We start from the raw sequence: 18,966 nt of genomic DNA on the forward strand, positions 1-18,966 counted from the left end.
CATCACTCACTGATCGGCCAAGGCTCGTTACCGAGCCAACTCTCGCGCCGCCTCTCTAGGGCGCGGCTGGCGCGTTCTCCGCCACGATCGTCAACAGCTTCTTCTTCCGTTCGATCGCGTCCGCACGGATCCGATCGAGCTTGTCCCTGTTCTCCGCGACGAGCTTCTCCTGCTCCTCCCAATTCCGCTCATACCAGAGCGAGGCCCACCCACTCGACTCCTGGCACTCCGCATCAGCAACAGCCGCAGCAAGCTCCTCCGCCGAAGGCGCGGACGACGACCCGGTCACCGCACCCCACACCTCTGCCACCTCATAAGGAGCTCCTTCCCAAGGTTGCTCTTGAGTCACCGCGTAATCCACCCGTGGGGTCAGACACTCCCGCCAGGCTTTCACCGCCTTGACCACATCCGGATCCTGCTCCACGATGTCCCAAGCCTGGGCGGATAGCTCAGCGTTGTAGTTCAGCCCGTCGGCGGTGGATGCGAAGTCCTTGTCTTTCGCGCGGATCTTGTCAGTGCAGGCCACGAGCACGTCATCCAGTTCCTGATTCGGAAAGTACGAATCCACTGTCTCTGTGTATGTCAACCACAGCTCAGCGCTCTCCGGATCATCCAGCCGCGCGAAATGGTAACCCCACTTCTTTGCCAGTTCCAGATTGAACAGCCGCAGACCTACCCGGTTGAAGTCTTCCGCACGGGGGAAGTCGGTATCCTGCCACGGCACCGGCCACTCATACCCCTGCGCACCCAGACAATCCGAGATCAACAACTGCTCCGCATAGTTGTCCAGGTCCGGGGAATACACGACGAACTCATCAAGAGGCATCTTCCAAGCCGCTTGATTCCTCACCCCCGCATCCGTCTCACTGTCGGACGCGGTACACCCCACCAGACCCCCGGCAACCGTGACCGCAAGGACGGTCGCCATGACCAGGCGGCCACCTACGCGCGGAGAAGTCACCGGCATAGAGCCGAACCAACGCTACTGAGGGTGCCGCTGAAGTATCCCGACTCGATCTCGTCGTTGTAGCTACCCACATTGCCGAAGCCCTGCCCCCGGAGGATAAGGAGGCCCTTCCCTCCTGTCTGGTTCTGTCCTTTGTAGAGGTAGGAGTTCTGGGAGCGCCCGTTGTTGAAGGTGGAGGAGATGACGTCTCCGTAGGACCTCCAGCCGATGGTCATGACGTCCACGCAGTTCGCGAACTTGTGCGTAGACGGCTGCTGCCAAGCATCATTCCCATAGTTGTAACCCGAGTAACTGCACGTGTAACCGGATGGGCAATCACCCGGCGCGGCTGCGGCAGGGCCCGCCAAGGCGAGAACTCCCGCAGCGGACAGGACGAGTGCCATCAGCGCGCTGGCTGCTCTTCTGCGCCGGGTTGGGGGACGCGCGAGTTCCAAAGACATGAGATCCTCCGATGCACCCGCCTACTAAAACAATACCTTCTACACAGTAGACATGGTTCGTGTGCGCGTATGTAGGCCGTTCGGGGGACAAGCGCGGTGCCCGCACGTCGCCCCCGTAACTGTTCGGCCGCAGCACGCCCAGCGCCCGTTCCTCCTGCTAGCGTCGGCGATGCGCACCCGAAGCGCCGAAGAAGGATGCGCACCCGAAGCGCAGAAGAAGAGAGAACGCCCGCCGATGACAGCCGTGCGAATCAGGGACGCCGAGACCGCCGATCTCGAGACCATCACCGCGATCCACAACCATGCCGTGCTGCACACCACCGCGATCTGGAACGAAGAGGCGGTCGACCTCGCCGACCGCGTCGCCTGGCTCGCCGATCGCACCGCCCGCGGCTACCCGGTCATCGTCGCCGTCGACGACACGGGGGTGCTGGGCTACGCGTCGTACGCGCAATGGCGTCCGCACAGCGGCTATCGCCACACGGTCGAGCACTCGGTCTACGTCCTCGACGGCCAGCACGGTCGCGGCATCGGCACCGCCCTCATGTCGGCGCTCGTCGATCGTGCGCGGGACGCGGGGATGCACGTGATGATCGCCGGGATCGAAAGCGGGAACGCCGCCTCCATCGCCCTGCACGAGCGCCTGGGCTTCGTCGAGGTCGGACGCATGCCGCAGGTCGGTGCCAAGTTCGGACGCTGGCTCGACCTGAGCATGCTGCAGCGGGTGCTCGACGACCGCCCCGAACCCGACGCCGGATCCCGACCATGAACCTGCTGCAGTGGTTCGTCGACGCCTTCAACTCGCAGTGGATGCTGCCCGGCGGGCAGACACTCCTGGTGCGGGAGGTCGTGGGCAACGCGTTCGGTCTCGCCAGCGCGCTCGGCGGCATGCGACGCAAGGTGTGGGCATGGCCGGTCGGCATCATCGGCAACCTGCTGCTGCTCACCGTCTTCCTCGGCTCCGCTCTCAGCCCCGATCCGTCACTGCCGCACCTGCTCGGCCAGGCCGGGCGGCAGATCATGTTCATCGCGGTCGCCATCTACGGATGGGTGCGCTGGCGGAACCTCGACGGCGGACGCGTGGTCCCGCGCTGGGCGCCGACGAGCGCCCGCATCGGCATGGTGCTGGTGATGGTCGTCGGCACGGTCGCCCTGACCCCGCTGTTCCGCCTGCTGGGATCGTGGGAGCCGGTGTGGGCCGACGCCTGGACGTTCGTCGGCTCGCTGCTGGCCACCTACGGCATGGCGAAGGGCTGGACCGAGTTCTGGCTGGTCTGGATCGCTGTCGACGTCGTCGGGGTGCCGCTGCTGTTCAGCTCCGGCTACTACGCCACCGGCTTCATGTACGTCTTCTACGGCGTCTTCACCGCGATCGGCTTCGTGATCTGGTGGCGGGCACAGCGCACCGCCGCGCATCCGATCGAGATCCTGCCGCCCGACCCGAGCCCGCGACGGCCGGAGGAGGAAGAGCTCGCCTGAGCTCCCCTCCCCCCGGGCATCCCCCTCAGCCTCGATGTCGCCCCTCCTCGACACGAGGCCGTCTTCAGCGCCGGCGCTTCGCCGTGCGCGTCGTCTTCGCTGTCAGCGCCATGGCGTCGGCTGCCCACGCTGTGAGTCGTTCGAGCGGGCCCTTGCCGACCGTGCGCGTCCAGATGAGCGCGCCGGCCATCATGAGCAGTGAGAGCGCGATCCACGGCAGCACCGGGTTGGGCAGCCAGGTCGCCGCCCCCGCCAGGATGAGGATCGCCTGGACGACGTAGCCGGTGAGCGGAACCGCGCCATAGGCCGCCAGCGGGAGAACGGCCCACCGCGCATACCGGGTCACCAGCAGGCACAGGCCGAGGACGGCCACCGCGAAGCCGCCGGATGCCAGCACCTCCAGCACGCCGCCGGAGTGCGCCGAGACGCTGATGACCGCTTCGAGCATCTTCGCGGGCGGGTCCTCCGAAGCCACGCGATCGATGTACGACTGCCCCTCTTCGATGCCGCCGCCGTCGTCCGTGAACAGCGAGGCCTTCTCGGGCGAGAAGCAGACGACGACGCCGTCGCTGGTCTGGCATGTCAGTCCGGAGACGTCGACCTCGTCCCCGGGGATCATGCTCATCGAACCCGAACCCGAACCCGAACCGGACGTGGAGCTCGACGACGCGACTTCCTGCGGCGGCGACGTGAGGAGCGCACCCAGCGCGTAACCGCCGATCGCGATCAGTCCTCCGCAGACGAGCATGACGACTGCCGTCTTCACCCGGGTCAGGTCGAGGCGTCCGATCACGAGACCAGCGCAGAGCAGCGCAGCCCAGACCGTGATCGGGTAGGTGCCGAACAGCACCAGCGACAGCCCCGGGCCGCCCAGATCCGGCGAGAGCGTGCCGATCAGGGCGAGCAGCGGCGGACCGAGGATGCCGAGTGCCGCCCCCGCGATCACCAGCACTCTGGTGCGCAGGTGCACCGTGAACGCCGCCAGGATGTACAGCACGCCGTAGAGCGTGAGGATCACGGCGATTCCCGAGCCCAGCAGCTCGACCACGAGCCCGATCACGAAGATCGCCGCCCCGCGACCGACCAGGCGCAACCGGATCTTCCGGAGCTCGTCCGGTGACGCGGTACGGGCACCGCCCGTCATCAGCGCGAGCGAGACCCCGGCCAGCAGGGCGAACAGGATCGAGGAGCGACCGTTGACGATGTCCAGCCATGTCGACGGGTCGGTCAGGGTCAGGTCGGGACCGCTCGCGACCATCAGATGTGCGCCGAACATCCCCACCAGGGCGAGTCCGCGCGCGACGTCGACGCCGACGATGCGGCGCCGACGTGTGGAGGCGCCTCCGCCGCGGCGTGGGCCGTCGCCGGAGTCGGCCGCGGAGGCGTCGGCCGTCGGCGCGGCGGAAGACGGGATGATGTGGGGCGTGCTCACGTGGGACCTCTCGAGGAATCGGCGGAGACCTCAAGCTCAGCACGCGCCTCCGAGGGCGCGCATCCACCCTCAGTACCGCTTCGATCCGTCGAGCGGATGAGCGTCGACGCCGCGCGCTTCCCGCCGGGCGTCAGTGCTGCACGCGCGCCAGGAACTCCGCGGTGGCCGCCTGCTGCGGGGCATCGAACACCTGGGAGGGCGGTCCCTGCTCGACGACGACACCGTGCTCGAGGAACACGATGCGGTCGGCGACCTCACGCGCGAACGACATCTCGTGGGTCGCCATCACGATCGTGGCGCCCTGCTGCTTCAGCTGTCGCACCAGATCGAGCACCTCGCCCACCAGCTGCGGGTCGAGGGCGCTGGTGATCTCGTCGAGCAGCAGCACCTCGGGCTGCGTGAGCACCGCGCGCACGATCGCCACGCGCTGCTGCTGCCCGCCGGAGAGCCGGTCGGGGTACTCGTCGGCCTTGGCGCCGAGGCCGAGCGTGTCGAGCAACGCGCGTGCCTGGGCGCGCGCCTCCGTCTTGCGCATGCCGTGCACGCGCACGGCGGCGAGCGTGACGTTGTCGAGCACGGTCAGGTGCGGGAACAGGTTGAAGTGCTGGAACACGACCCCGATCCGGGCCCGCACCGCGTCGGCGTCCACCCGCGGGTCGGTGATGTCCTCGCCGGAGAGGAAGATCTGCCCGTCGTCGATGCCCTCGATGAGGTTCATGGTCTTGAGGAGGGTCGACTTGCCCGAGCCGGACGCGCCGATCAGCACGACCACCTCGTGCGTGCCGACCGCGAGGTCGATGCCGCGCAGCACGTCATGATCGCCGAAGCGCTTGCGCACACCCCTGGCCTCGATCACGGGCACGCTCATACGACTCCTCCGGCCTGCTCGCGCTTGTTCAGACGCGCGGTGACGACATCGGTCAGGCGGATCATCGGCCAGCTGAGCACGATGAACATGAGGCCGGCGACGACGTACGGTGTGAAGTTGTAGGTCTCGGCGACCATCAGCTGTGCCGCACGGACCGCATCGACGGCGCCGAGCACCGAGATCAGCCCCACGTCCTTCTGCATCGAGACGAAGTCGTTCATGAGGGCGGGGACGACCTTGCGCACGCCCTGCGGGATCACGACGATCCGGAGCGTCTGCCCGTGGGTCAGCCCGAGCGACCGCGCGGCGATGCGCTGCGAGGGATGCACGGCCTCCATGCCTGCACGGAGCACCTCGGCGACATAGGCGGAGTAGGTGAGGACCAGCGCGATCGTGCCCCAGAACATCGGGGGCATGCGCGGGAAGATCATCAGTGCGGGGATGCCGAACCCCACGAGGTACAGCACGATCAGCAGCGGGATGCCACGGAAGAAGTCGGTGTAGGCCGCGGCGATCGCGCGCAGAGGGAAGAACACCGGGCCGCGCAGCGAGCGCATGGTAGCCAGGAGCGTGCCGAGGATCGCGACGCACACCACGGCGATGACGAGCACCAGGAGGTTGACGAGCAGTCCCTGGAAGATCGGACCGATGCTCTCCAGCGCGACCTGCGGATCGAAGAACGTCTGGCTGACGATCGCCCAGCCGGGGGTGTTGACGACGACGACGACGAGCACCGCCAACAGGGCGATGCTGCTGCCGAACGCGATCAGGATGGATCGGGTGGTCGCCCGACGCCGCAGAGCGCGGCGTGACAGCTCGAGTTCGCTCGGCTGCCACTCCGCGTCGACGGAGGTCGACGTCATTTCAGGACGGGGACGTCGACCGCGTCGCTGAGCCACTTCTGCTGCAGCTCGTCGAGCGTGCCATCGTCACGCAGGGCGTCGACGGCCTTGGTGACGTCGGCCGTGAGCGCGGAGCCCTTGGGAAGGACGATGCCGAAGTCGTCGCCGCCGTTCGCGTCGGCGAACTGACCGGTCACCACGCCGTCGTCGAGCTGGGCACCGACGACGTAGAAGGCGCCGGGGAGGTCGGTGATCATGGCGTCGATCTGTCCGCCCTTGAGCGCGAGCACCACGTCGTCGACCGAGTTGAAGACGTTGAGGTTCGCTTCGCCGAGCTGGGCCTTGGCGACCGTGTAGCTGGTGGTCCCGCTGGCCACGCCGACCTTGGTGGCCTTGAGCTCGTCGATCGTGGTCGCCGATGCCGCGGGCGAGCCGCCGACCGCGACGACGGCCTGCGTGGTCGTGTAGTACGGCGACGAGAAGTCGACGGCCTTCTTGCGGTCATCCGTGATGGAGAACTGCTGCAGGTTGATGTCCCAGTCCTTGGGGCCCGGTGCGATGGCGCCGTCGAAGGTGGTGCGCACCCAGACGATGTCGTCGGCCGTGTAGCCGAGTTGCTCGGCGACGGCGTTGGCGACCGCGCCCTCGAAGCCCTCACCGTTGGAGGGGTCGTCGTCGACGAACCACGGCTCGTAGTTGGGCTCGCCGGTCGCGATCGTGAGCTTGCCCTCGGTCACGGTCGGAAGGCCCGAGCCGTCTCCGCTGCCGGAGCCCGTGGACGGCGAGCTGCAGGCGGAGAGGGTGAGGGCGATGGCGGCGGCAGCAGCGGCGACGGCTGCAGCGCGGTGGAGGGCGGGAGCGAAGGGCACGATGACTCCAGGGCGAGGAAGGGTATGGAGAAGACGGCGAGGCAGGACGGGTCTGCTTCTGCAGACACGGTCTGCCTCTACAGAGTAGGCGATGCGGCGAGTCGCCAATCGGCGAAGTCGAAACCTGGGGACACGAAGCACGACACCAGCACCTCGTCGGCGTCGAGCGGCGTCGCGGTCTGCCAGACGCCGGCCGGCACACGCACCTGCGCCGCCTCTCCGGGGCCGAGCACGATCGCCGTCGCCTCGCCCGGTTCCGCACCGTCTCCGCCGAGGCGGAGTTCGAGTCGGCCGGGCCCGTGCCACAGCCACAACTCGTCGCTGGTCACGACGTGCCATTCGCTCTTCTCCGATGGCAGGAGGAGGTAGTGGATGCAGGTGGCCGCCGGCCGCTGACCGTTCGGCGTCTCGACGGGAAGCGGGCTCGTCCAGGTGCGGCGGAACCAGCCGCCTTCCGGATGCGGGGCGAGGTCGAGCCGCTCGGCGGTCGCGGGGCGCTGCGTCATGAGATGCCTCCAGTTCCAGGGGTGGCGATCGGAACGGTCACGGGGTGACCGCTGCACGGTCGAAGGAGTCGATCGCGTAGCGCACCTCGCCGGAGATGATCGTGGCAGCACTACGGCCGGCACCGTGCTCGACGAGTTCGACCACCGCATCGGGGCCCGCCGGGACGTCGAAGAAGGTGAGATCGGCGAGGGCCCCCACGGCGAGGTAGCCGGTGCGGTCCGGGCCCACGTCGATCCCCATGGCGTGCGCACCGCCGAGGGTCGCGGCACCGAGCAGGCGCGCGTGCAGGTCGCGGTCGGTGTACCCCTGCGCGCGGGCGATGCGCGCGAGCTCCGCCACGTCGGCCAGCACGTCGAGCGACGGGCTCGACGACAGCGAGTCGGTGCCGACGGCGATCGGGCTGCCCTCGCGCAGGTACGCGGCGATCGGCGGCTCCTCGAGTCCGATGACGGCGTTCGACCGCGGGCACAGGGCCACCGTCGTGCGGCGTTCCCGCAGGATCGCGCGGTCCCTGGCGCTCATGTAGACGCCGTGCGCGATGTGGCAGTCGGGCCCGAGCACGCCGAGCTGATCGACGAACTCGGTGGCGCTGGTGCCGAATCCGGCCTGGCGCAGTTCTTGGAAGCTGGCGAGCCCGGCCGTGTGCCACGCCTGCGGATGCTCGTGGGCGAACTCGCTCTCGAACGCGGCCTCGCCGAGGTGGATGTGGATGCGTCCGCCGCGCTCGCGCACGATGTCGGGGATCTCCAGCAGCGGCTCGATGTCGAGCGAGTAGGGGGCGTGGGGTGAAAGGCCCGTCCCCGGCGGGGTCGGCAGGGCGTCGAGCGCCTGCTCCACCTGCGCGCGCCCGGTACGGGCCCAGTCGGCGTTGGTCCAACTCATCACCTCCCAGTAGGTGATGCCGTGCAGCCGGGCATCGTGCAGCGCGGTCGCCGCCGCACGATCGGTCACGACATCGGCCACAGCCGTCGTGCCGGAACGCAGCGCCTGCATCGCACCGTCGGCCGCATCCGCCGCCCAGTCGCGACCGCCTTCGTACACCGGGTCGAAAGCGCGCACCCAGTCGTCGAAGCCGTCGTACTGCCCGCGCCCGACCGAGGCCATGCCGGTGTACTGCAAGTGCGTGTGCGCGTTCACGAGCCCGGGGGTCAGGACCCCGGGCCAGTGCACCTCGTCGGCGGCGATGCCCCGTTCGGACAGCGACCGCAGCACCCACTCGCGCTCTCCGACGTGCATGATGCGGCCGTCGCGCACCGCGACCGCGCCGTCGACGATCGGCGGCGCGGTGATCGGCACGACGAGTCCCGCGGAATAGACGGTCACGGCGGTCATGCGGATTCTCCTCGGAATCGCGGCGAGCGCCACTCGCGCTGCGCTTCGACCTGCGCCGGGCTGCGCTGGTCGATGTGCGCGCCGCGCAGGGCGAGAGCGGCCGCGCCGATGACGGTGTCGGTCTCGGGCGGCAGCGCATGCACGCCGGCGGGCAGACCGTGCGTGAGGAGGTGCTCGACGGCGAAGAGCTGCACCGAGAACGAGAGGTCCATGATCTCGATCGGGTTGCCTTCGCCGGCAGACAGGTTCACGCACCCGCCTCGGGCGATCACGAGCGCACCTTCGCCGGCGCGCTCGACGAACGGAGAGGATGCGCCGCTCTCGCCCGCGAACGGTCGCAGCTTCGCAGGGTCGAGGTCGACCTCGTGTGGAACCCCGCCCGCGACCGCGACGATCGCCGCCGCTCGCAGCACCACGGCGTCGACCGTGTGCGGCGCCCCGGTGGCCGAGACGACGAGCGCTCCCGGGGCGAGGTCGTGCAGTCGTCCGATCCGATAGCCGTCGTGCGCGGCTCGGAGAGCACGCACCGGATCGGTCTCGGCGACGCCGACCTGCACGCCGAGGGCCCGCAGGTGCGCGGCGACGCCCTCACCGACCGGGCCGTAGCCGACGACGACGGCAGGCTGGTCGCGGAGGTCGATGCCCACTTCGTCCAGCGCATCGGCGATCGCGAACACGCACGACTGGCCGGTGCCGTAGCGGTTGTCGAAGGAGGTCTTGGTCAGGGCGTCGTTCACCGCGATCACGGGGATCTCGAGCAGCCCCTCGTGCTCCATGAGCCGCAGCGGCGTGAGTCCGCTCGTCGTCTCCTCCGCTGCACCCCGCAGCTGCCGTGCGAGACCCTCTTCATGAGCGAGGCGGATCAGGTGCGAGCCGTCGTCGAGCAGCAGGTCGAAGCCGCGGCGCAGGAACGACACCGCGGCAGCGCGCTCCGCAGCACCGGAGAGCGAAGGATCACCGTCGACGGGGATGCCGCGGGAGCGCAGCACCTGGGCGACCTCGACGTCGATCTCATCGGGGTGGGCGTAGACGGCGACCGTGGCGCCGGCATCCCGCAGCAGCAGGGCGAGCTGGGCGGTCTTGGGCTCGAGCACCATCGCGATGCCGATCCGCAGACCGCGCACCGTTCCGGCCTCGCGCAGTCGCGTCGCGAGAGCGGTCGCGACGGGCATGTGCCGTCCTGCGGCGTCGACGCGATCCTCCGCCGTCTCGCGCATCGGGAGCGCGTGGCCGTCGAGCAGGATCTCGGGGGCCTCCCCCGGCGCGAACACGACACCCGCATCGCCGAGATGAGCCCCGAGCGCCGGCAGCAGCCGGCGCAGCTCGTCGGCCACGGCATCCGTCCCGACGACAGAGAAGTCCCGACCGGAGGCGAGCAGGTTGGTTTCGCGGGCGAAGCGGCGCACCAGACGCTGGGCTGTCGCGGTCTCGTCGGTCACCAGTCAAGGGTAGAGCCCGCCGGGTGTGCCGACTGCCAGAGCGGAGGCTGTCGCACCCGAATGTGTCGGCGCGTGTCGGCGACCCTGGATTCCCCGGCGCGGTTCGCCTTTCATGGAGCCCATGACCCGTCAGATCCGCTTCAACGCCTTCGACATGAACTGCGTCGCCCACCAGTCGTCCGGCCTGTGGCGGCACCCCGACGACCGGTCGCGGCAGTACAACACCATCTCGTACTGGACCGATCTGGCGAAGCTGCTGGAGAGCGCGACCTTCGACGGCATCTTCATCGCCGACGTGCTCGGCACCTACGACGTGTACGGCGGCACGAACGAGGCCGCGATCCGCAACGGCGCGCAGGTGCCGGTGAACGACCCGATCCTGCTGGTGAGCGCGATGGCGGCCGTCACCGAGAACCTGGGCTTCGGCATCACGGCCGGCACCGCGTTCGAGCACCCCTATCCGTTCGCGCGCCGGCTGAGCACGCTCGACCACCTCACGCAGGGCCGCGTCGGCTGGAACGTCGTGACCGGCTATCTGCCCAGCGCCGCGCGCAACATGGGTCAGGAGGACCAACTCGCCCACGACGACCGCTACGACCACGCGGACGAGTACGTCGAGGTGCTCTATAAGCTCTGGGAGGGCTCGTGGGAAGACGATGCCGTGGTCGAGGACCGCGAGCGCGGCATCTTCACCGACCCGGGCAAGGTGCACCCGATCGGGCATGAGGGCAAGCACTTCAGCGTTCCCGGCATCCACATCTCCGAGCCGTCGCCGCAGCGCACGCCGGTGATCTACCAGGCCGGCGCGAGCCCGCGGGGCGTGAAGTTCGCGGCCGAGAACGCCGAGGCCATCTTCGTCGCCGCGCCCTCGAAGGAGGTGCTCGCCGGCACCGTGAAGCGCATCCGCGATGCCCTCGAAGCGGCGGGCCGCGACCGGTACGACGCCCGCATCTACACGCTTCTCACCGTGATCACCGCCGCGACGAGCGAGGAGGCGACGGCGAAGCACGCCGAGTACCTCTCCTACGCGAGCCCCGAGGGCGCGCTCACATTCATGTCGGGATGGATGGGCGTCGACCTGTCGCAGTACGCCGAGGACGAGCCGGTCGGCAACGTCGAGTCCAACGCGATCCAGTCCGTGCTGCAGCACCTCAAGGAAGAGGCCGACCTCGGTCGCGAGTGGACGGTCGGCGACTTCGGACGCCACAACGCGATCGGCGGCCTCGGGCCCACGATCGTCGGATCCGGCACTGAGATCGCCGACGAGCTGCAGTCCTGGGTCGACGAGACCGACATCGACGGCTTCAATCTCGCCTACGCGGTCACCCCCGGCACCTGGCAGGACATCATCGAGCACGTGATCCCGGTGCTGCGCGAGCGCGGCGCCTACCCCGAGGAATACGCACCCGGGACGCTCCGCAACAAGCTCCACGGCCGTGGCGACCGCGTGCAGGACACGCACCGCGCCGCGAAATACCGGGTCGGCACGTTCGCCAAGGCGTAGCCGCTCTCGAATCGCGCACGTGGTCGCTTCCGCGGCGAATCGGCGACCAGGTGCGCGATTCGACGGCCGTGGGTCAGTCGTCGCTGCGGGCGAAGATCCCACGCAGGACGAGGAAGACCACCACGGCCACGACCGCGACGATCGCGAGCTTGAAGATGAACGCGAGGACCGAGAACAGGGCGCTCACGATCCACCACGCGATCACGACGGCGAGGATGACGCCGAGGATGGTCCAGAGGTTCTTGGTCATACCTCCAGCCTACGGAATCACCGCCGGGGGATCTCCTCGAGGGAGCGGTAGACCGGCAGCCCGCGCTGCTGCGCGATCTCGACGTCCTTGTCGGCACCGGACGACTCCCCCGGCAGGCGCAGCACGGCGTCGCAGTGCTGCAGCAGGCGGTGCGCGGTCTCGTACATGACGTCACCGGCATCGGCATCGGCATCGGAGTCGGCCGGCTCGAGCGTGTGCAGGATCGGCAGCGCGACCCACTCCCCGATCATCGGCACGTGGCCGAGGCGGAAGATCGGGCCCGAGACCTCCTCCAGGCGCGCGAGGTTCCGGGCGATGAGGTCGGGGTCGCCGTTCGTCCCGGAGCGATAGGGGCCGGCGATGAGGATCAGGAGTGGCTTCGTCATGGAGATGACTGTAGTCTGAATCATGCACAATCGTGCAACTTCGTGAGGAAACAAATGCTCGCTGCGCAACGCAAGGACCACCTGCTCGACCTTCTCGCCCGCGACGGACGCGTCGTCGCGAAAGCGGTGGCCGACGAGCTCGGAGTGTCGGAAGATGCCATCCGCCGAGATCTCCGCGAACTCGCCGAGGAGGGGAAGCTCCAGCGGGTGTACGGCGGCGCCCTGCCGATCCCCGAGCCCGAACGACCGGTGCGCGACCGGCACGGCCTCGCGACCGAGAGCAAGGAGCGGGTGGCACGTGCGGCCGTCGCGCGCATCCGTCCCGGAGCGACGATCGTGCTGGACGCCGGGACCACGACCCTCGCGATGGCTCGGCTGCTCCCCTCCGGCGCCGGCATCACGGTCATCACCCCGAGTCCCGTCGTCGCGCTCTCCGTGGCCGAACACTCCGACGCCCGTGTGGTCATGATCGGCGGGGAGCTCACCCGGCACTCCCTGGTCACCGGCGGAGGACTCGCGATGGAGGCCATCCAGCACCTCGCCGCCGATGTGTTCTTCCTCGGCGTGACCGGCGTCGATCCCGTGCACGGTCTCACGACGGGTGAGCTCGACGACGCGGTGACGAAGCGGGCACTCGCTTCGCGGTGCACGGAGACCGTGGTGCTGGCCAGCGAAGAGAAGGTCGGTGCCGCCGCTCGCTTTCCTGTCCTCCCGTTCGAGGCGATCACCGCGATCATCACCGATCCGCTCGACGCGAATCCGATCGTCGAGCGGCTCGCCGCACTGATCAGCGCTCGGGAGTGACCGACGATCCCGCCCCGGGGAGACGGCCGGCGAGCAGGTCGTGCAGGTGCCCCGCGGTACCGAGCAGGGCGACGCTACGGCGCGTGAGGTCGGCCAGCCTCTCCGTGAGGATCCGCTGAACTTCGGAGGTGCGACCGTGCGTGCGCACCTCGTCGAGGATGCGGGCGATCGCCGGAATGCCGTAGCCGCCGGAGCGGAGAGCCGCTGCCACCCGCGCCTCGGTGATCGCGGCGGAACCGTAGGAACGGGTCGACGCCGCACCCCGCAGCGGATGCACGAGCTCCTCGCGCTCCCAGTGACGCAAGGCCGACGGACGGATGCCCAGCGCCTGGGCGAGTTCGCCGATCGTCATCGCGTCCTCCTCGGCGAACACGTCGTCGGCCTCGGCCACGGCGACATCGAGTCCGCTCAGCGCCTCCCGCACCCGAGAACGCTCACGGGAGAGGTTCGCGTGCAGATCGTCGATCCGCTCGGCGGCTCGCTCGAGCGTCCCCTCGATCAGGTCCGGCATGAGCCGGCGGGCGGGCACCGGGCCGAGCGCGGCTGCCATCGCGCGGTACGCCTGCAGGGCCGTGACATGCGGCATCCGATACCGGCGATACCCGTTCGCACCGCGCTCTGCCGCGGGGATGACGCCGAGGCGCTCGAGATCGCGCACCTGCTGGGTCGAGTAGCCGACCAGCCGTCCGAGCTGCACCGTCGTGAATGTCGCCTCTTGAGGGTTCTGCACCTTCTCCCCCTTCGCTTACGGACAGAAGTCCACATAAGCACTTCCACCTCACCATTGAAGGATGGAAATGCAGAAGATCATCGAGACGGTCCGCGGGCTCGACGGTGTCCTCGTCGTCGCGCCCGGGCCCGGAAGCGACTTTCCGGAGCTGTCGTGGGGAGACGCGTACTTCTCCTACGCGCCCGACGGACGGATGCCGGAGCGCACTCAGCCGTACGGCACGATCATCACGAAGGACTATCCCGACGACACCTCGTCCGCCTTGGACGCTCCAGGACGCTTCCGGGTGAACATCCACGTCGGGCGCGCACAGACCGAGTCGATCGTGGATGCTGACGCTGATCCGACCGAGGCCGACGTGTTCCACCGGCATCCGCTCTACGGCATGTCCGGTTGGGTGTGCGTGATCAACCCTGCGGAACGGACGGCGGATGCGGTGCTCACCCTTCTTCGCGAGGCGCACGAGGCCGCACGATCACGCATCGAACGCCGAGCGAGGTGAGCATGACGACCCCACAGGGCATGACCGACGCGGACCGCCGCACCGTCGCGGTGTGGGCCGCTGACTGCGCAGAGCGGGTGCTGCCCTTGTTCGAGGCCGAGGCGCCCGACGACGCTCGGGCCCGGGACGCCATCGCCAGGGCACGGGAGTTCGCGCGGGGCGAGCTCACGGCTGCGGGCGAGATCCGTCGACGTTTCGTCGCCGGCCGGGCTGCCCACAGCGCCACATCGCCCGCCGGAGTCGCCGCGGCCCGCTCGGCAGCCCAGGCCGCAGGAGTCGCACACATGGGCGCGCACGCGCTCGGAGCAGCCGCCTACGCCGCGAAGGCCGTCGAGCTGGCCCACCCGAATGCTCCCGAAGCACGTGTCGAAGAGGTGCGATGGCAGCTCCGCATGCTCTCCGTCGAGGCCGCCTGCGCACTCCGACGCCTGCCGCCCCTCGGCACCGACTCCGCCGGCCCCCTCGGCCCCGGGCTGCTCGACTCCGGCACCCTCGGCGAAGTGATCCGTGAGATCCAGGCTGCCCTCGCCGACTGACTTCTTCGAATCGGAGTATGGCGAGGCGACCGCTTCAGCCCGGATTCAGCGTGGAGCCACCACACTGGAGGGATGCGGATCCTGGTGGTGGACGACGAGGTGCGTCTCGCCGAGGGCGTACGCCGCGGCCTCGAGGCCGAGGGCTTCGCCGTCGACGTGGCGCACAACGGCGTCGACGGACTCTGGCGCGCACGCGAGACGCGGTACGACGCGATCGTGCTCGACCTCATGATGCCCGGCATGAGCGGCTGGAAGGTGTGCGAGGCGCTTCGGGCCGAGGAGAACTGGACGCCCGTGCTGATGCTCACGGCGAAGGACGGCGAGTGGGATCAGGTGGAGGCGCTCGAGACCGGCGCCGACGACTACGTCACCAAGCCGTTCTCGTTCGCGATCCTCGTCGCACGCCTGCGGGCCCTCGTGCGCCGCGGTGCCGTCGCCCGTCCGGCCGTTCTGGAAGCCGGCGATCTCCGACTCGACCCCGCCGCGCACCGCGTCTGGCGCGGGGAGACGCCCGTGCCCCTGACCGCACGGGAGTTCTCGGTGCTCGAGTACCTCATGCGTCATCGCGGCCAGGTGCTGTCGAAGCGGGCTCTCATCGACGGCGTCTGGGACGACGACTTCGACGGCGACCCCAACATCGTCGAGGTCTACGTCGGACACCTGCGCCGCAAGCTCGACAAGCCCTTCGGACGCGAGGCCATCGAGACCATCCGCGGTGCGGGCTACCGGCTGGCGGCGAACGGTGGCTAGCCGCGGCTGGCGCTCGGTGCGCGGCAGGACCACGCTCGGAGCGACCGTCGTCGTGGCCGTCGCACTGCTCATCGGCGCCTTCTCGTTCTACGGCGTCCTCAGCGCCAGCATCCACGACAGCACCGAACGCGCCGCGGAGCAGCGGCTCAGCGAGCTCGCCGAACGTGCCGGTGGGCCGGGTGGCAAGGGCGTGGACGCGCTCGACGACGAGATCCTGCAGATCCTCGGTCCGGACGGGTCGGTACGCGCGGCGAGCGAGGAGGCTCGCGACAAGCTGGGTTCGACGCCGCTCCCCGCCGATGACGACCCGCAGACGACCACCGTCGACGGCGACACCGTCGTGGTGGTCTCGGAAGACATCGACGGCGATCAGACGCTCGTGCTCGCCGTCTCGATGGATGACGATTCCGAGACCCTGGCGACGGTCGCGACGCTGCTCGCCATCACGGTCCCCCTGCTGCTGCTGCTCGTGGCCGTGACCACCTGGCTCGTGGTCGGTCGCGCGCTCCGCCCTGTCGAGCGCATCCGCGAAGAGGTCGACGGCATCACCGCCGAGCGCCTGCACCAGCGGGTGCCGGTGCCGGAGACCGCGGATGAGATCGCCGCACTCGCGACCACCATGAACGGCATGCTCGACCGACTCGACGCCGCGGCCACCGCGCAACGGCGCTTCGTCTCGGATGCCTCGCACGAACTGCGATCCCCGCTCGCGACCATCCGTCAACACGCCGAGCTCGCCCAGGCCCACCCCGACGTGACGAGCATCGGCGAACTCGCCGAGGTCGTGTCGGAGGAAGGGCTCCGACTGCAGGGCATCGTCGAATCGCTGCTGCTGCTCGCCCGTCTCGACGAGGGTGCGAGCACGCTGGACGAAGCGGTCGACCTCGACGACATCGCGCTCAGCGAGGTGCGCCGGCTGCGTGCGGCCGGGCTCGACGTCGACGGTTCCGGCGTCCAAGCCGCAAGGGTGCACGCAGACCCGCGCCTGCTCGGCCAACTGGTGCGCAACCTTGCAGACAATGCCGTGCGCCACAGCCGAGGACGCATCGCGATCGGGGTGATCCCGTCCGACGGCCACGTGTTCGTCACGGTCGAGGACGACGGCACCGGGGTGCCGGCCGAGGAACGCGAGCGCATCTTCGAGCGCTTCGTGCGCCTCGACGAAGCCCGCAGCCGCGACGCCGGAGGCAGCGGACTGGGGCTCGCGATCGCCCGCGGCATCGCCACCCGCAGTCGGGGAACCCTCACGGTCGACGACTCCCGCTGGGGCGGCGCACGCTTCGTCCTCACCCTCCCCCTCAGCACCTGACCGGCCGGAAGTCCGGTTCCTGAAGAGGTCTTCAGGACGCTTCAGGATGGCTTCAGCGCCTGCGCGGCACCATCGAGACATGGACGACAAGACACCCACTCCCGACCAGACGCCAGCTTCCGACCAGACCGCACAGGGCACCCCGGATGCGCAGACCGTACCGGTGACCCCGACTCCGGATGCGGCAGCCCCGAACGCGGGTGCCGGTCACCACCCGACCTTCCCCGCGGCGGAGCCGGTCGCCGTCCCCACGACATCCGCACCGAAGCCCGGGCGCAAGCGCGCACTGCTCATCGGCGGGGGCATCGCGGCAGCCGTGGTCCTCGCAGGTGGCGGCATCGCCGTCGGTGCCGCGATCGGCGACGAGTTCGGCGACGACGACCGCTCCTCCATGTCCGACGGTCCCCGCCACGACGACGCGGATGACCACGCCCCGCGTGAGGGCAACCGCGGCGACGACCGCGGCGACGCCCCCTCGAACGGCCGCGGCCCGGTGACAGGCATCGGTACGGCATCCGCCGACGAACTCATCACGATCGCGGATGCGGCACGCGGAGCCGCCGACGGCGAGGTCACCTCGATCGATGCGAAGCGCGACGGTACGTGGGAGGTGCAGCTCACGACGACCGCGGGCGATGAGACCGAGGTCCGTGTCGACAAGGACCTCGCCGCATCCGTCATCTCGACCGATGTGGCCGACGGCGATGACACCGGCCCCGCGCTCACGCTCGACGACGAGACGATCCGCGCCCTCGTCTCGGCGGCACTCGCCGAGGCCGAAGGCATGATCACCGACCTCGATGTCGACGGCGACGACGTGAGCCCCTACGACGCCTCCGTCCTCACGTCGGACAACCGTTCGATCGACATCGACTTCGGCGTCGACTTCGCGGTCGTCGGAACCGACACCGACTGAGTCGCTCGAGGAGGGGACCGAGCCGTTCGAGGAGCAGCCCCCTGCGTCCTGTCGGGCGAACCCGATGCGCCCGACTCGAGACGATGCCGCCGCCCGCACGGGCGGCGGCATCGTCGCATCCGGACTCGGTCGAAGCCGATTAGCATTCAAGGATGACGAACTCCGCACCGATCGACGACATCTCCATCGGCGGTGAGGTGATCCGCCTCGGGCAGTTCCTCAAATTCGCCGGCCTCCTCGATTCCGGCGGCGACGCCAAAGAGGTGATCATCGACGGATACGTCACCGTGAACGGCGAGGTCGATCGCCGACGCGGGCGTCAGCTGCGCGACGGCGACCTGGTGACCTTCGAGGGACGCACGGTCCGCGTCCGCCCCTGACCGAACAGCGAAATGCGGTGGATTCCGAAGAACCCACCGCACGTGTCAGCGGCCGATTCAGCCGATGACGGTGTTCGTGTCGCTGATCTGCGACATCGGACCCGAGAGGTCCTGATAGACGTAGGCGCGGGTCTGCAGAGTGGTTCCGGGGGCGACGTCACCGACCTCGGCCGTGATGACCGCCGTGCCGGTCTCGCCCGGCTCCAGCTCGCCAAAGGAGGCGAAGACATGGCTGCTGCTGACGATTGGCTCGCCGAGGGACGATTCGGCACCGGTCACGGTCAGACCGTAGGCCGTCGGGATCGCCGTGGAGATCAGGCGAGTGAAGCTGGAGCGGTTGGTCGCGGTGACCGTGATGCGCACCTTCTCTCCGGCCTGGACCACATCGACGTTGTCGTCGAGAGTGACCTTCGCGGCCGATCCGAAGGTCTGCTCGGACTCCTGGCCCAGCGTGCCGTCGGCAAGTCGCACCCAGCCGATTCCCGCCTGGCCGACGCTCGTGTCATCGCTCGGCGCGAAGGGGTAGTTCACGGCTCCGTAGTTGTCGACCTGGGCTTCGGCAGCGTTGGCGGCCGGTGCGCCGATGAGCGCGACACCCGCGGCCAGGGCGATGGTGATGCCGGTAGCGGCGATTCGGTTCTTCAGTTTCATGGTGTTCCTCCGGTTGATGTCCGGCCAGGATCCGGCCGGCAACATTCAACATTTCACTGCTGTGATGGAGGTG

23 protein-coding genes are annotated in these 18,966 nt (G+C 69.1%); 10 read left to right on the plus strand and 13 right to left on the minus strand.

The features are described 5' to 3' along the window. Positions 1 to 55: 55 nt before the first annotated feature. Both DW307_RS11005 and DW307_RS11010 read right to left on the minus strand, forming a co-directional pair. Positions 56 to 928 (minus strand): hypothetical protein, encoded by an 873-nt coding sequence (locus tag DW307_RS11005; protein ID WP_136024738.1) that lies wholly within the window; start codon positions 926 to 928, stop codon positions 56 to 58. A gap of 29 nt (positions 929 to 957) precedes the next feature. Beyond that, positions 958 to 1,407: a peptidase inhibitor family I36 protein gene (locus DW307_RS11010; RefSeq protein ID WP_136024739.1), complete on the minus strand. Its 450-nt coding sequence runs from the start codon at positions 1,405 to 1,407 to the stop codon at positions 958 to 960. Between the two features lie 235 nt (positions 1,408 to 1,642). Between DW307_RS11010 and DW307_RS11015 the strand changes: the two genes are divergently transcribed. Both DW307_RS11015 and pnuC read left to right on the plus strand, forming a co-directional pair. After that, a complete protein-coding gene (locus DW307_RS11015) occupies positions 1,643 to 2,176 on the plus strand; it encodes a GNAT family N-acetyltransferase (RefSeq protein WP_029267951.1) in 534 nt (177 codons plus the stop codon). Then, positions 2,173 to 2,886, plus strand: coding sequence for a nicotinamide riboside transporter PnuC (gene pnuC / locus DW307_RS11020; RefSeq protein WP_029260705.1), 714 nt, complete (start codon positions 2,173 to 2,175; stop codon positions 2,884 to 2,886). The genes DW307_RS11015 and pnuC overlap by 4 nt, the downstream gene beginning before the upstream one ends. 64 nt (positions 2,887 to 2,950) lie before the next feature. On the opposite strand, the gene DW307_RS11025 is transcribed toward pnuC, so the two are convergent. The 7 genes from DW307_RS11025 to DW307_RS11055 all read right to left on the minus strand — a co-directional run bounded on the left by DW307_RS11025 (position 2,951) and on the right by DW307_RS11055 (position 10,175). After that, entirely contained in the window at positions 2,951 to 4,318 is a 1,368-nt protein-coding gene (locus tag DW307_RS11025) for a heparan-alpha-glucosaminide N-acetyltransferase domain-containing protein (protein WP_136024740.1), read from the minus strand. Between the two features lie 130 nt (positions 4,319 to 4,448). Then, positions 4,449 to 5,186 carry an amino acid ABC transporter ATP-binding protein gene (locus DW307_RS11030; RefSeq protein WP_021199478.1) on the minus strand — a complete coding sequence of 246 codons (738 nt, stop codon included), beginning with the start codon at positions 5,184 to 5,186 and terminating at the stop codon, positions 4,449 to 4,451. Further along, a complete protein-coding gene (locus DW307_RS11035) occupies positions 5,183 to 6,049 on the minus strand; it encodes an amino acid ABC transporter permease (RefSeq protein ID WP_029260707.1) in 867 nt (288 codons plus the stop codon). Before DW307_RS11035 ends, DW307_RS11030 begins: the two co-directional genes overlap by 4 nt. After that, the gene (locus DW307_RS11040) at positions 6,046 to 6,897 is read right to left on the minus strand and encodes an ABC transporter substrate-binding protein (RefSeq protein ID WP_136024741.1); all 852 of its coding nucleotides are present in this window, start codon (positions 6,895 to 6,897) and stop codon (positions 6,046 to 6,048) included. Before DW307_RS11040 ends, DW307_RS11035 begins: the two co-directional genes overlap by 4 nt. 77 nt (positions 6,898 to 6,974) lie before the next feature. After that, positions 6,975 to 7,403 carry a cupin domain-containing protein gene (locus DW307_RS11045; RefSeq protein ID WP_136024742.1) on the minus strand — a complete coding sequence of 143 codons (429 nt, stop codon included), beginning with the start codon at positions 7,401 to 7,403 and terminating at the stop codon, positions 6,975 to 6,977. Positions 7,404 to 7,440: 37 nt separating this feature from the next. Then, positions 7,441 to 8,736, minus strand: coding sequence for an amidohydrolase family protein (locus DW307_RS11050; protein WP_136024743.1), 1,296 nt, complete (start codon positions 8,734 to 8,736; stop codon positions 7,441 to 7,443). Continuing rightward, positions 8,733 to 10,175, minus strand: a complete 1,443-nt coding sequence (locus DW307_RS11055; RefSeq protein ID WP_205810461.1) for an adenosylhomocysteinase — start codon at positions 10,173 to 10,175, stop codon at positions 8,733 to 8,735. Before DW307_RS11055 ends, DW307_RS11050 begins: the two co-directional genes overlap by 4 nt. A 121-nt stretch (positions 10,176 to 10,296) precedes the next feature. Here DW307_RS11055 and DW307_RS11060 point away from each other — a divergent pair, with 121 nt between their 5' ends. Then, the gene (locus DW307_RS11060; protein ID WP_136024745.1) at positions 10,297 to 11,679 is read left to right on the plus strand and encodes an LLM class flavin-dependent oxidoreductase; all 1,383 of its coding nucleotides are present in this window, start codon (positions 10,297 to 10,299) and stop codon (positions 11,677 to 11,679) included. 73 nt (positions 11,680 to 11,752) lie between these two features. Here the strand turns inward: DW307_RS11060 and DW307_RS18120 are convergent, their stop codons facing one another. After that, positions 11,753 to 11,929 (minus strand): hypothetical protein, encoded by a 177-nt coding sequence (locus DW307_RS18120; RefSeq protein ID WP_021199471.1) that lies wholly within the window; start codon positions 11,927 to 11,929, stop codon positions 11,753 to 11,755. 17 nt (positions 11,930 to 11,946) lie between these two features. Continuing rightward, positions 11,947 to 12,315 (minus strand): DUF4406 domain-containing protein, encoded by a 369-nt coding sequence (locus DW307_RS11065; RefSeq protein ID WP_136024746.1) that lies wholly within the window; start codon positions 12,313 to 12,315, stop codon positions 11,947 to 11,949. Positions 12,316 to 12,369: 54 nt separating this feature from the next. Here DW307_RS11065 and DW307_RS11070 point away from each other — a divergent pair, with 54 nt between their 5' ends. Beyond that, positions 12,370 to 13,119, plus strand: coding sequence for a DeoR/GlpR family DNA-binding transcription regulator (locus tag DW307_RS11070; protein WP_029260715.1), 750 nt, complete (start codon positions 12,370 to 12,372; stop codon positions 13,117 to 13,119). Here DW307_RS11070 and DW307_RS11075 read toward each other — a convergent pair. After that, complete coding sequence (locus tag DW307_RS11075; RefSeq protein ID WP_136024747.1) at positions 13,103 to 13,849, minus strand: MerR family transcriptional regulator; 747 nt, start codon at positions 13,847 to 13,849, stop codon at positions 13,103 to 13,105. The genes DW307_RS11070 and DW307_RS11075 overlap by 17 nt on opposite strands. A gap of 61 nt (positions 13,850 to 13,910) precedes the next feature. Here DW307_RS11075 and DW307_RS11080 point away from each other — a divergent pair, with 61 nt between their 5' ends. The 6 genes from DW307_RS11080 to DW307_RS11105 all read left to right on the plus strand — a co-directional run bounded on the left by DW307_RS11080 (position 13,911) and on the right by DW307_RS11105 (position 18,242). Then, on the plus strand, positions 13,911 to 14,351 hold the full coding sequence (locus DW307_RS11080) for a DUF6194 family protein (protein ID WP_136024748.1): 441 nt from the start codon (positions 13,911 to 13,913) through the stop codon (positions 14,349 to 14,351). A 2-nt stretch (positions 14,352 to 14,353) separates the two neighbouring features. Then, complete coding sequence (locus DW307_RS11085; protein WP_136024749.1) at positions 14,354 to 14,887, plus strand: putative immunity protein; 534 nt, start codon at positions 14,354 to 14,356, stop codon at positions 14,885 to 14,887. Between the two features lie 72 nt (positions 14,888 to 14,959). Beyond that, a complete protein-coding gene (locus tag DW307_RS11090) occupies positions 14,960 to 15,637 on the plus strand; it encodes a response regulator transcription factor (RefSeq protein WP_029267978.1) in 678 nt (225 codons plus the stop codon). Then, the gene (locus tag DW307_RS11095) at positions 15,630 to 16,946 is read left to right on the plus strand and encodes a sensor histidine kinase (RefSeq protein WP_168441026.1); all 1,317 of its coding nucleotides are present in this window, start codon (positions 15,630 to 15,632) and stop codon (positions 16,944 to 16,946) included. The genes DW307_RS11090 and DW307_RS11095 overlap by 8 nt, the downstream gene beginning before the upstream one ends. 79 nt (positions 16,947 to 17,025) lie before the next feature. Next, complete coding sequence (locus DW307_RS11100; RefSeq protein WP_136024750.1) at positions 17,026 to 17,862, plus strand: hypothetical protein; 837 nt, start codon at positions 17,026 to 17,028, stop codon at positions 17,860 to 17,862. Positions 17,863 to 18,014: 152 nt separating this feature from the next. Beyond that, positions 18,015 to 18,242 (plus strand): RNA-binding S4 domain-containing protein, encoded by a 228-nt coding sequence (locus tag DW307_RS11105; RefSeq protein ID WP_021199452.1) that lies wholly within the window; start codon positions 18,015 to 18,017, stop codon positions 18,240 to 18,242. 57 nt (positions 18,243 to 18,299) lie between these two features. Here DW307_RS11105 and DW307_RS11110 read toward each other — a convergent pair whose 3' ends face one another. Further along, a complete protein-coding gene (locus tag DW307_RS11110; protein WP_029260721.1) occupies positions 18,300 to 18,893 on the minus strand; it encodes a hypothetical protein in 594 nt (197 codons plus the stop codon). Between the last annotated feature and the right edge of the window lie 73 nt (positions 18,894 to 18,966).

Origin of the sequence: Microbacterium sp. K27, from assembly GCF_004794435.1 — a bacterium.
In the GTDB taxonomy this organism is placed as follows: domain Bacteria; phylum Actinomycetota; class Actinomycetes; order Actinomycetales; family Microbacteriaceae; genus Microbacterium; species Microbacterium maritypicum_A.

Bases quoted from the DNA above. Each gene is read 5' to 3' on its own strand.
- DW307_RS11010 (WP_136024739.1), bottom strand. From the start codon at position 1,407: ATGTCTTTGGAACTCGCGCGTCCCCCAACCCGGCGCAGAAGAGCAGCC.
- DW307_RS11015 (WP_029267951.1), top strand. From the start codon at position 1,643: ATGACAGCCGTGCGAATCAGGGACGCCGAGACCGCCGATCTCGAGACC.
- pnuC (WP_029260705.1), top strand. From the start codon at position 2,173: ATGAACCTGCTGCAGTGGTTCGTCGACGCCTTCAACTCGCAGTGGATG.
- DW307_RS11080 (WP_136024748.1), top strand. From the start codon at position 13,911: ATGGAAATGCAGAAGATCATCGAGACGGTCCGCGGGCTCGACGGTGTC.
- DW307_RS11110 (WP_029260721.1), bottom strand. From the start codon at position 18,893: ATGAAACTGAAGAACCGAATCGCCGCTACCGGCATCACCATCGCCCTG.
- DW307_RS11070 (WP_029260715.1), top strand. From the start codon at position 12,370: ATGCTCGCTGCGCAACGCAAGGACCACCTGCTCGACCTTCTCGCCCGC.
- DW307_RS11050 (WP_136024743.1), bottom strand. From the start codon at position 8,736: ATGACCGCCGTGACCGTCTATTCCGCGGGACTCGTCGTGCCGATCACC.
- DW307_RS11045 (WP_136024742.1), bottom strand. From the start codon at position 7,403: ATGACGCAGCGCCCCGCGACCGCCGAGCGGCTCGACCTCGCCCCGCAT.
- DW307_RS11035 (WP_029260707.1), bottom strand. From the start codon at position 6,049: ATGACGTCGACCTCCGTCGACGCGGAGTGGCAGCCGAGCGAACTCGAG.
- DW307_RS11005 (WP_136024738.1), bottom strand. From the start codon at position 928: ATGGCGACCGTCCTTGCGGTCACGGTTGCCGGGGGTCTGGTGGGGTGT.
- DW307_RS11100 (WP_136024750.1), top strand. From the start codon at position 17,026: ATGGACGACAAGACACCCACTCCCGACCAGACGCCAGCTTCCGACCAG.
- DW307_RS11090 (WP_029267978.1), top strand. From the start codon at position 14,960: ATGCGGATCCTGGTGGTGGACGACGAGGTGCGTCTCGCCGAGGGCGTA.
- DW307_RS11085 (WP_136024749.1), top strand. From the start codon at position 14,354: ATGACGACCCCACAGGGCATGACCGACGCGGACCGCCGCACCGTCGCG.
- DW307_RS11060 (WP_136024745.1), top strand. From the start codon at position 10,297: ATGACCCGTCAGATCCGCTTCAACGCCTTCGACATGAACTGCGTCGCC.
- DW307_RS18120 (WP_021199471.1), bottom strand. From the start codon at position 11,929: ATGACCAAGAACCTCTGGACCATCCTCGGCGTCATCCTCGCCGTCGTG.
- DW307_RS11065 (WP_136024746.1), bottom strand. From the start codon at position 12,315: ATGACGAAGCCACTCCTGATCCTCATCGCCGGCCCCTATCGCTCCGGG.
- DW307_RS11105 (WP_021199452.1), top strand. From the start codon at position 18,015: ATGACGAACTCCGCACCGATCGACGACATCTCCATCGGCGGTGAGGTG.
- DW307_RS11030 (WP_021199478.1), bottom strand. From the start codon at position 5,186: ATGAGCGTGCCCGTGATCGAGGCCAGGGGTGTGCGCAAGCGCTTCGGC.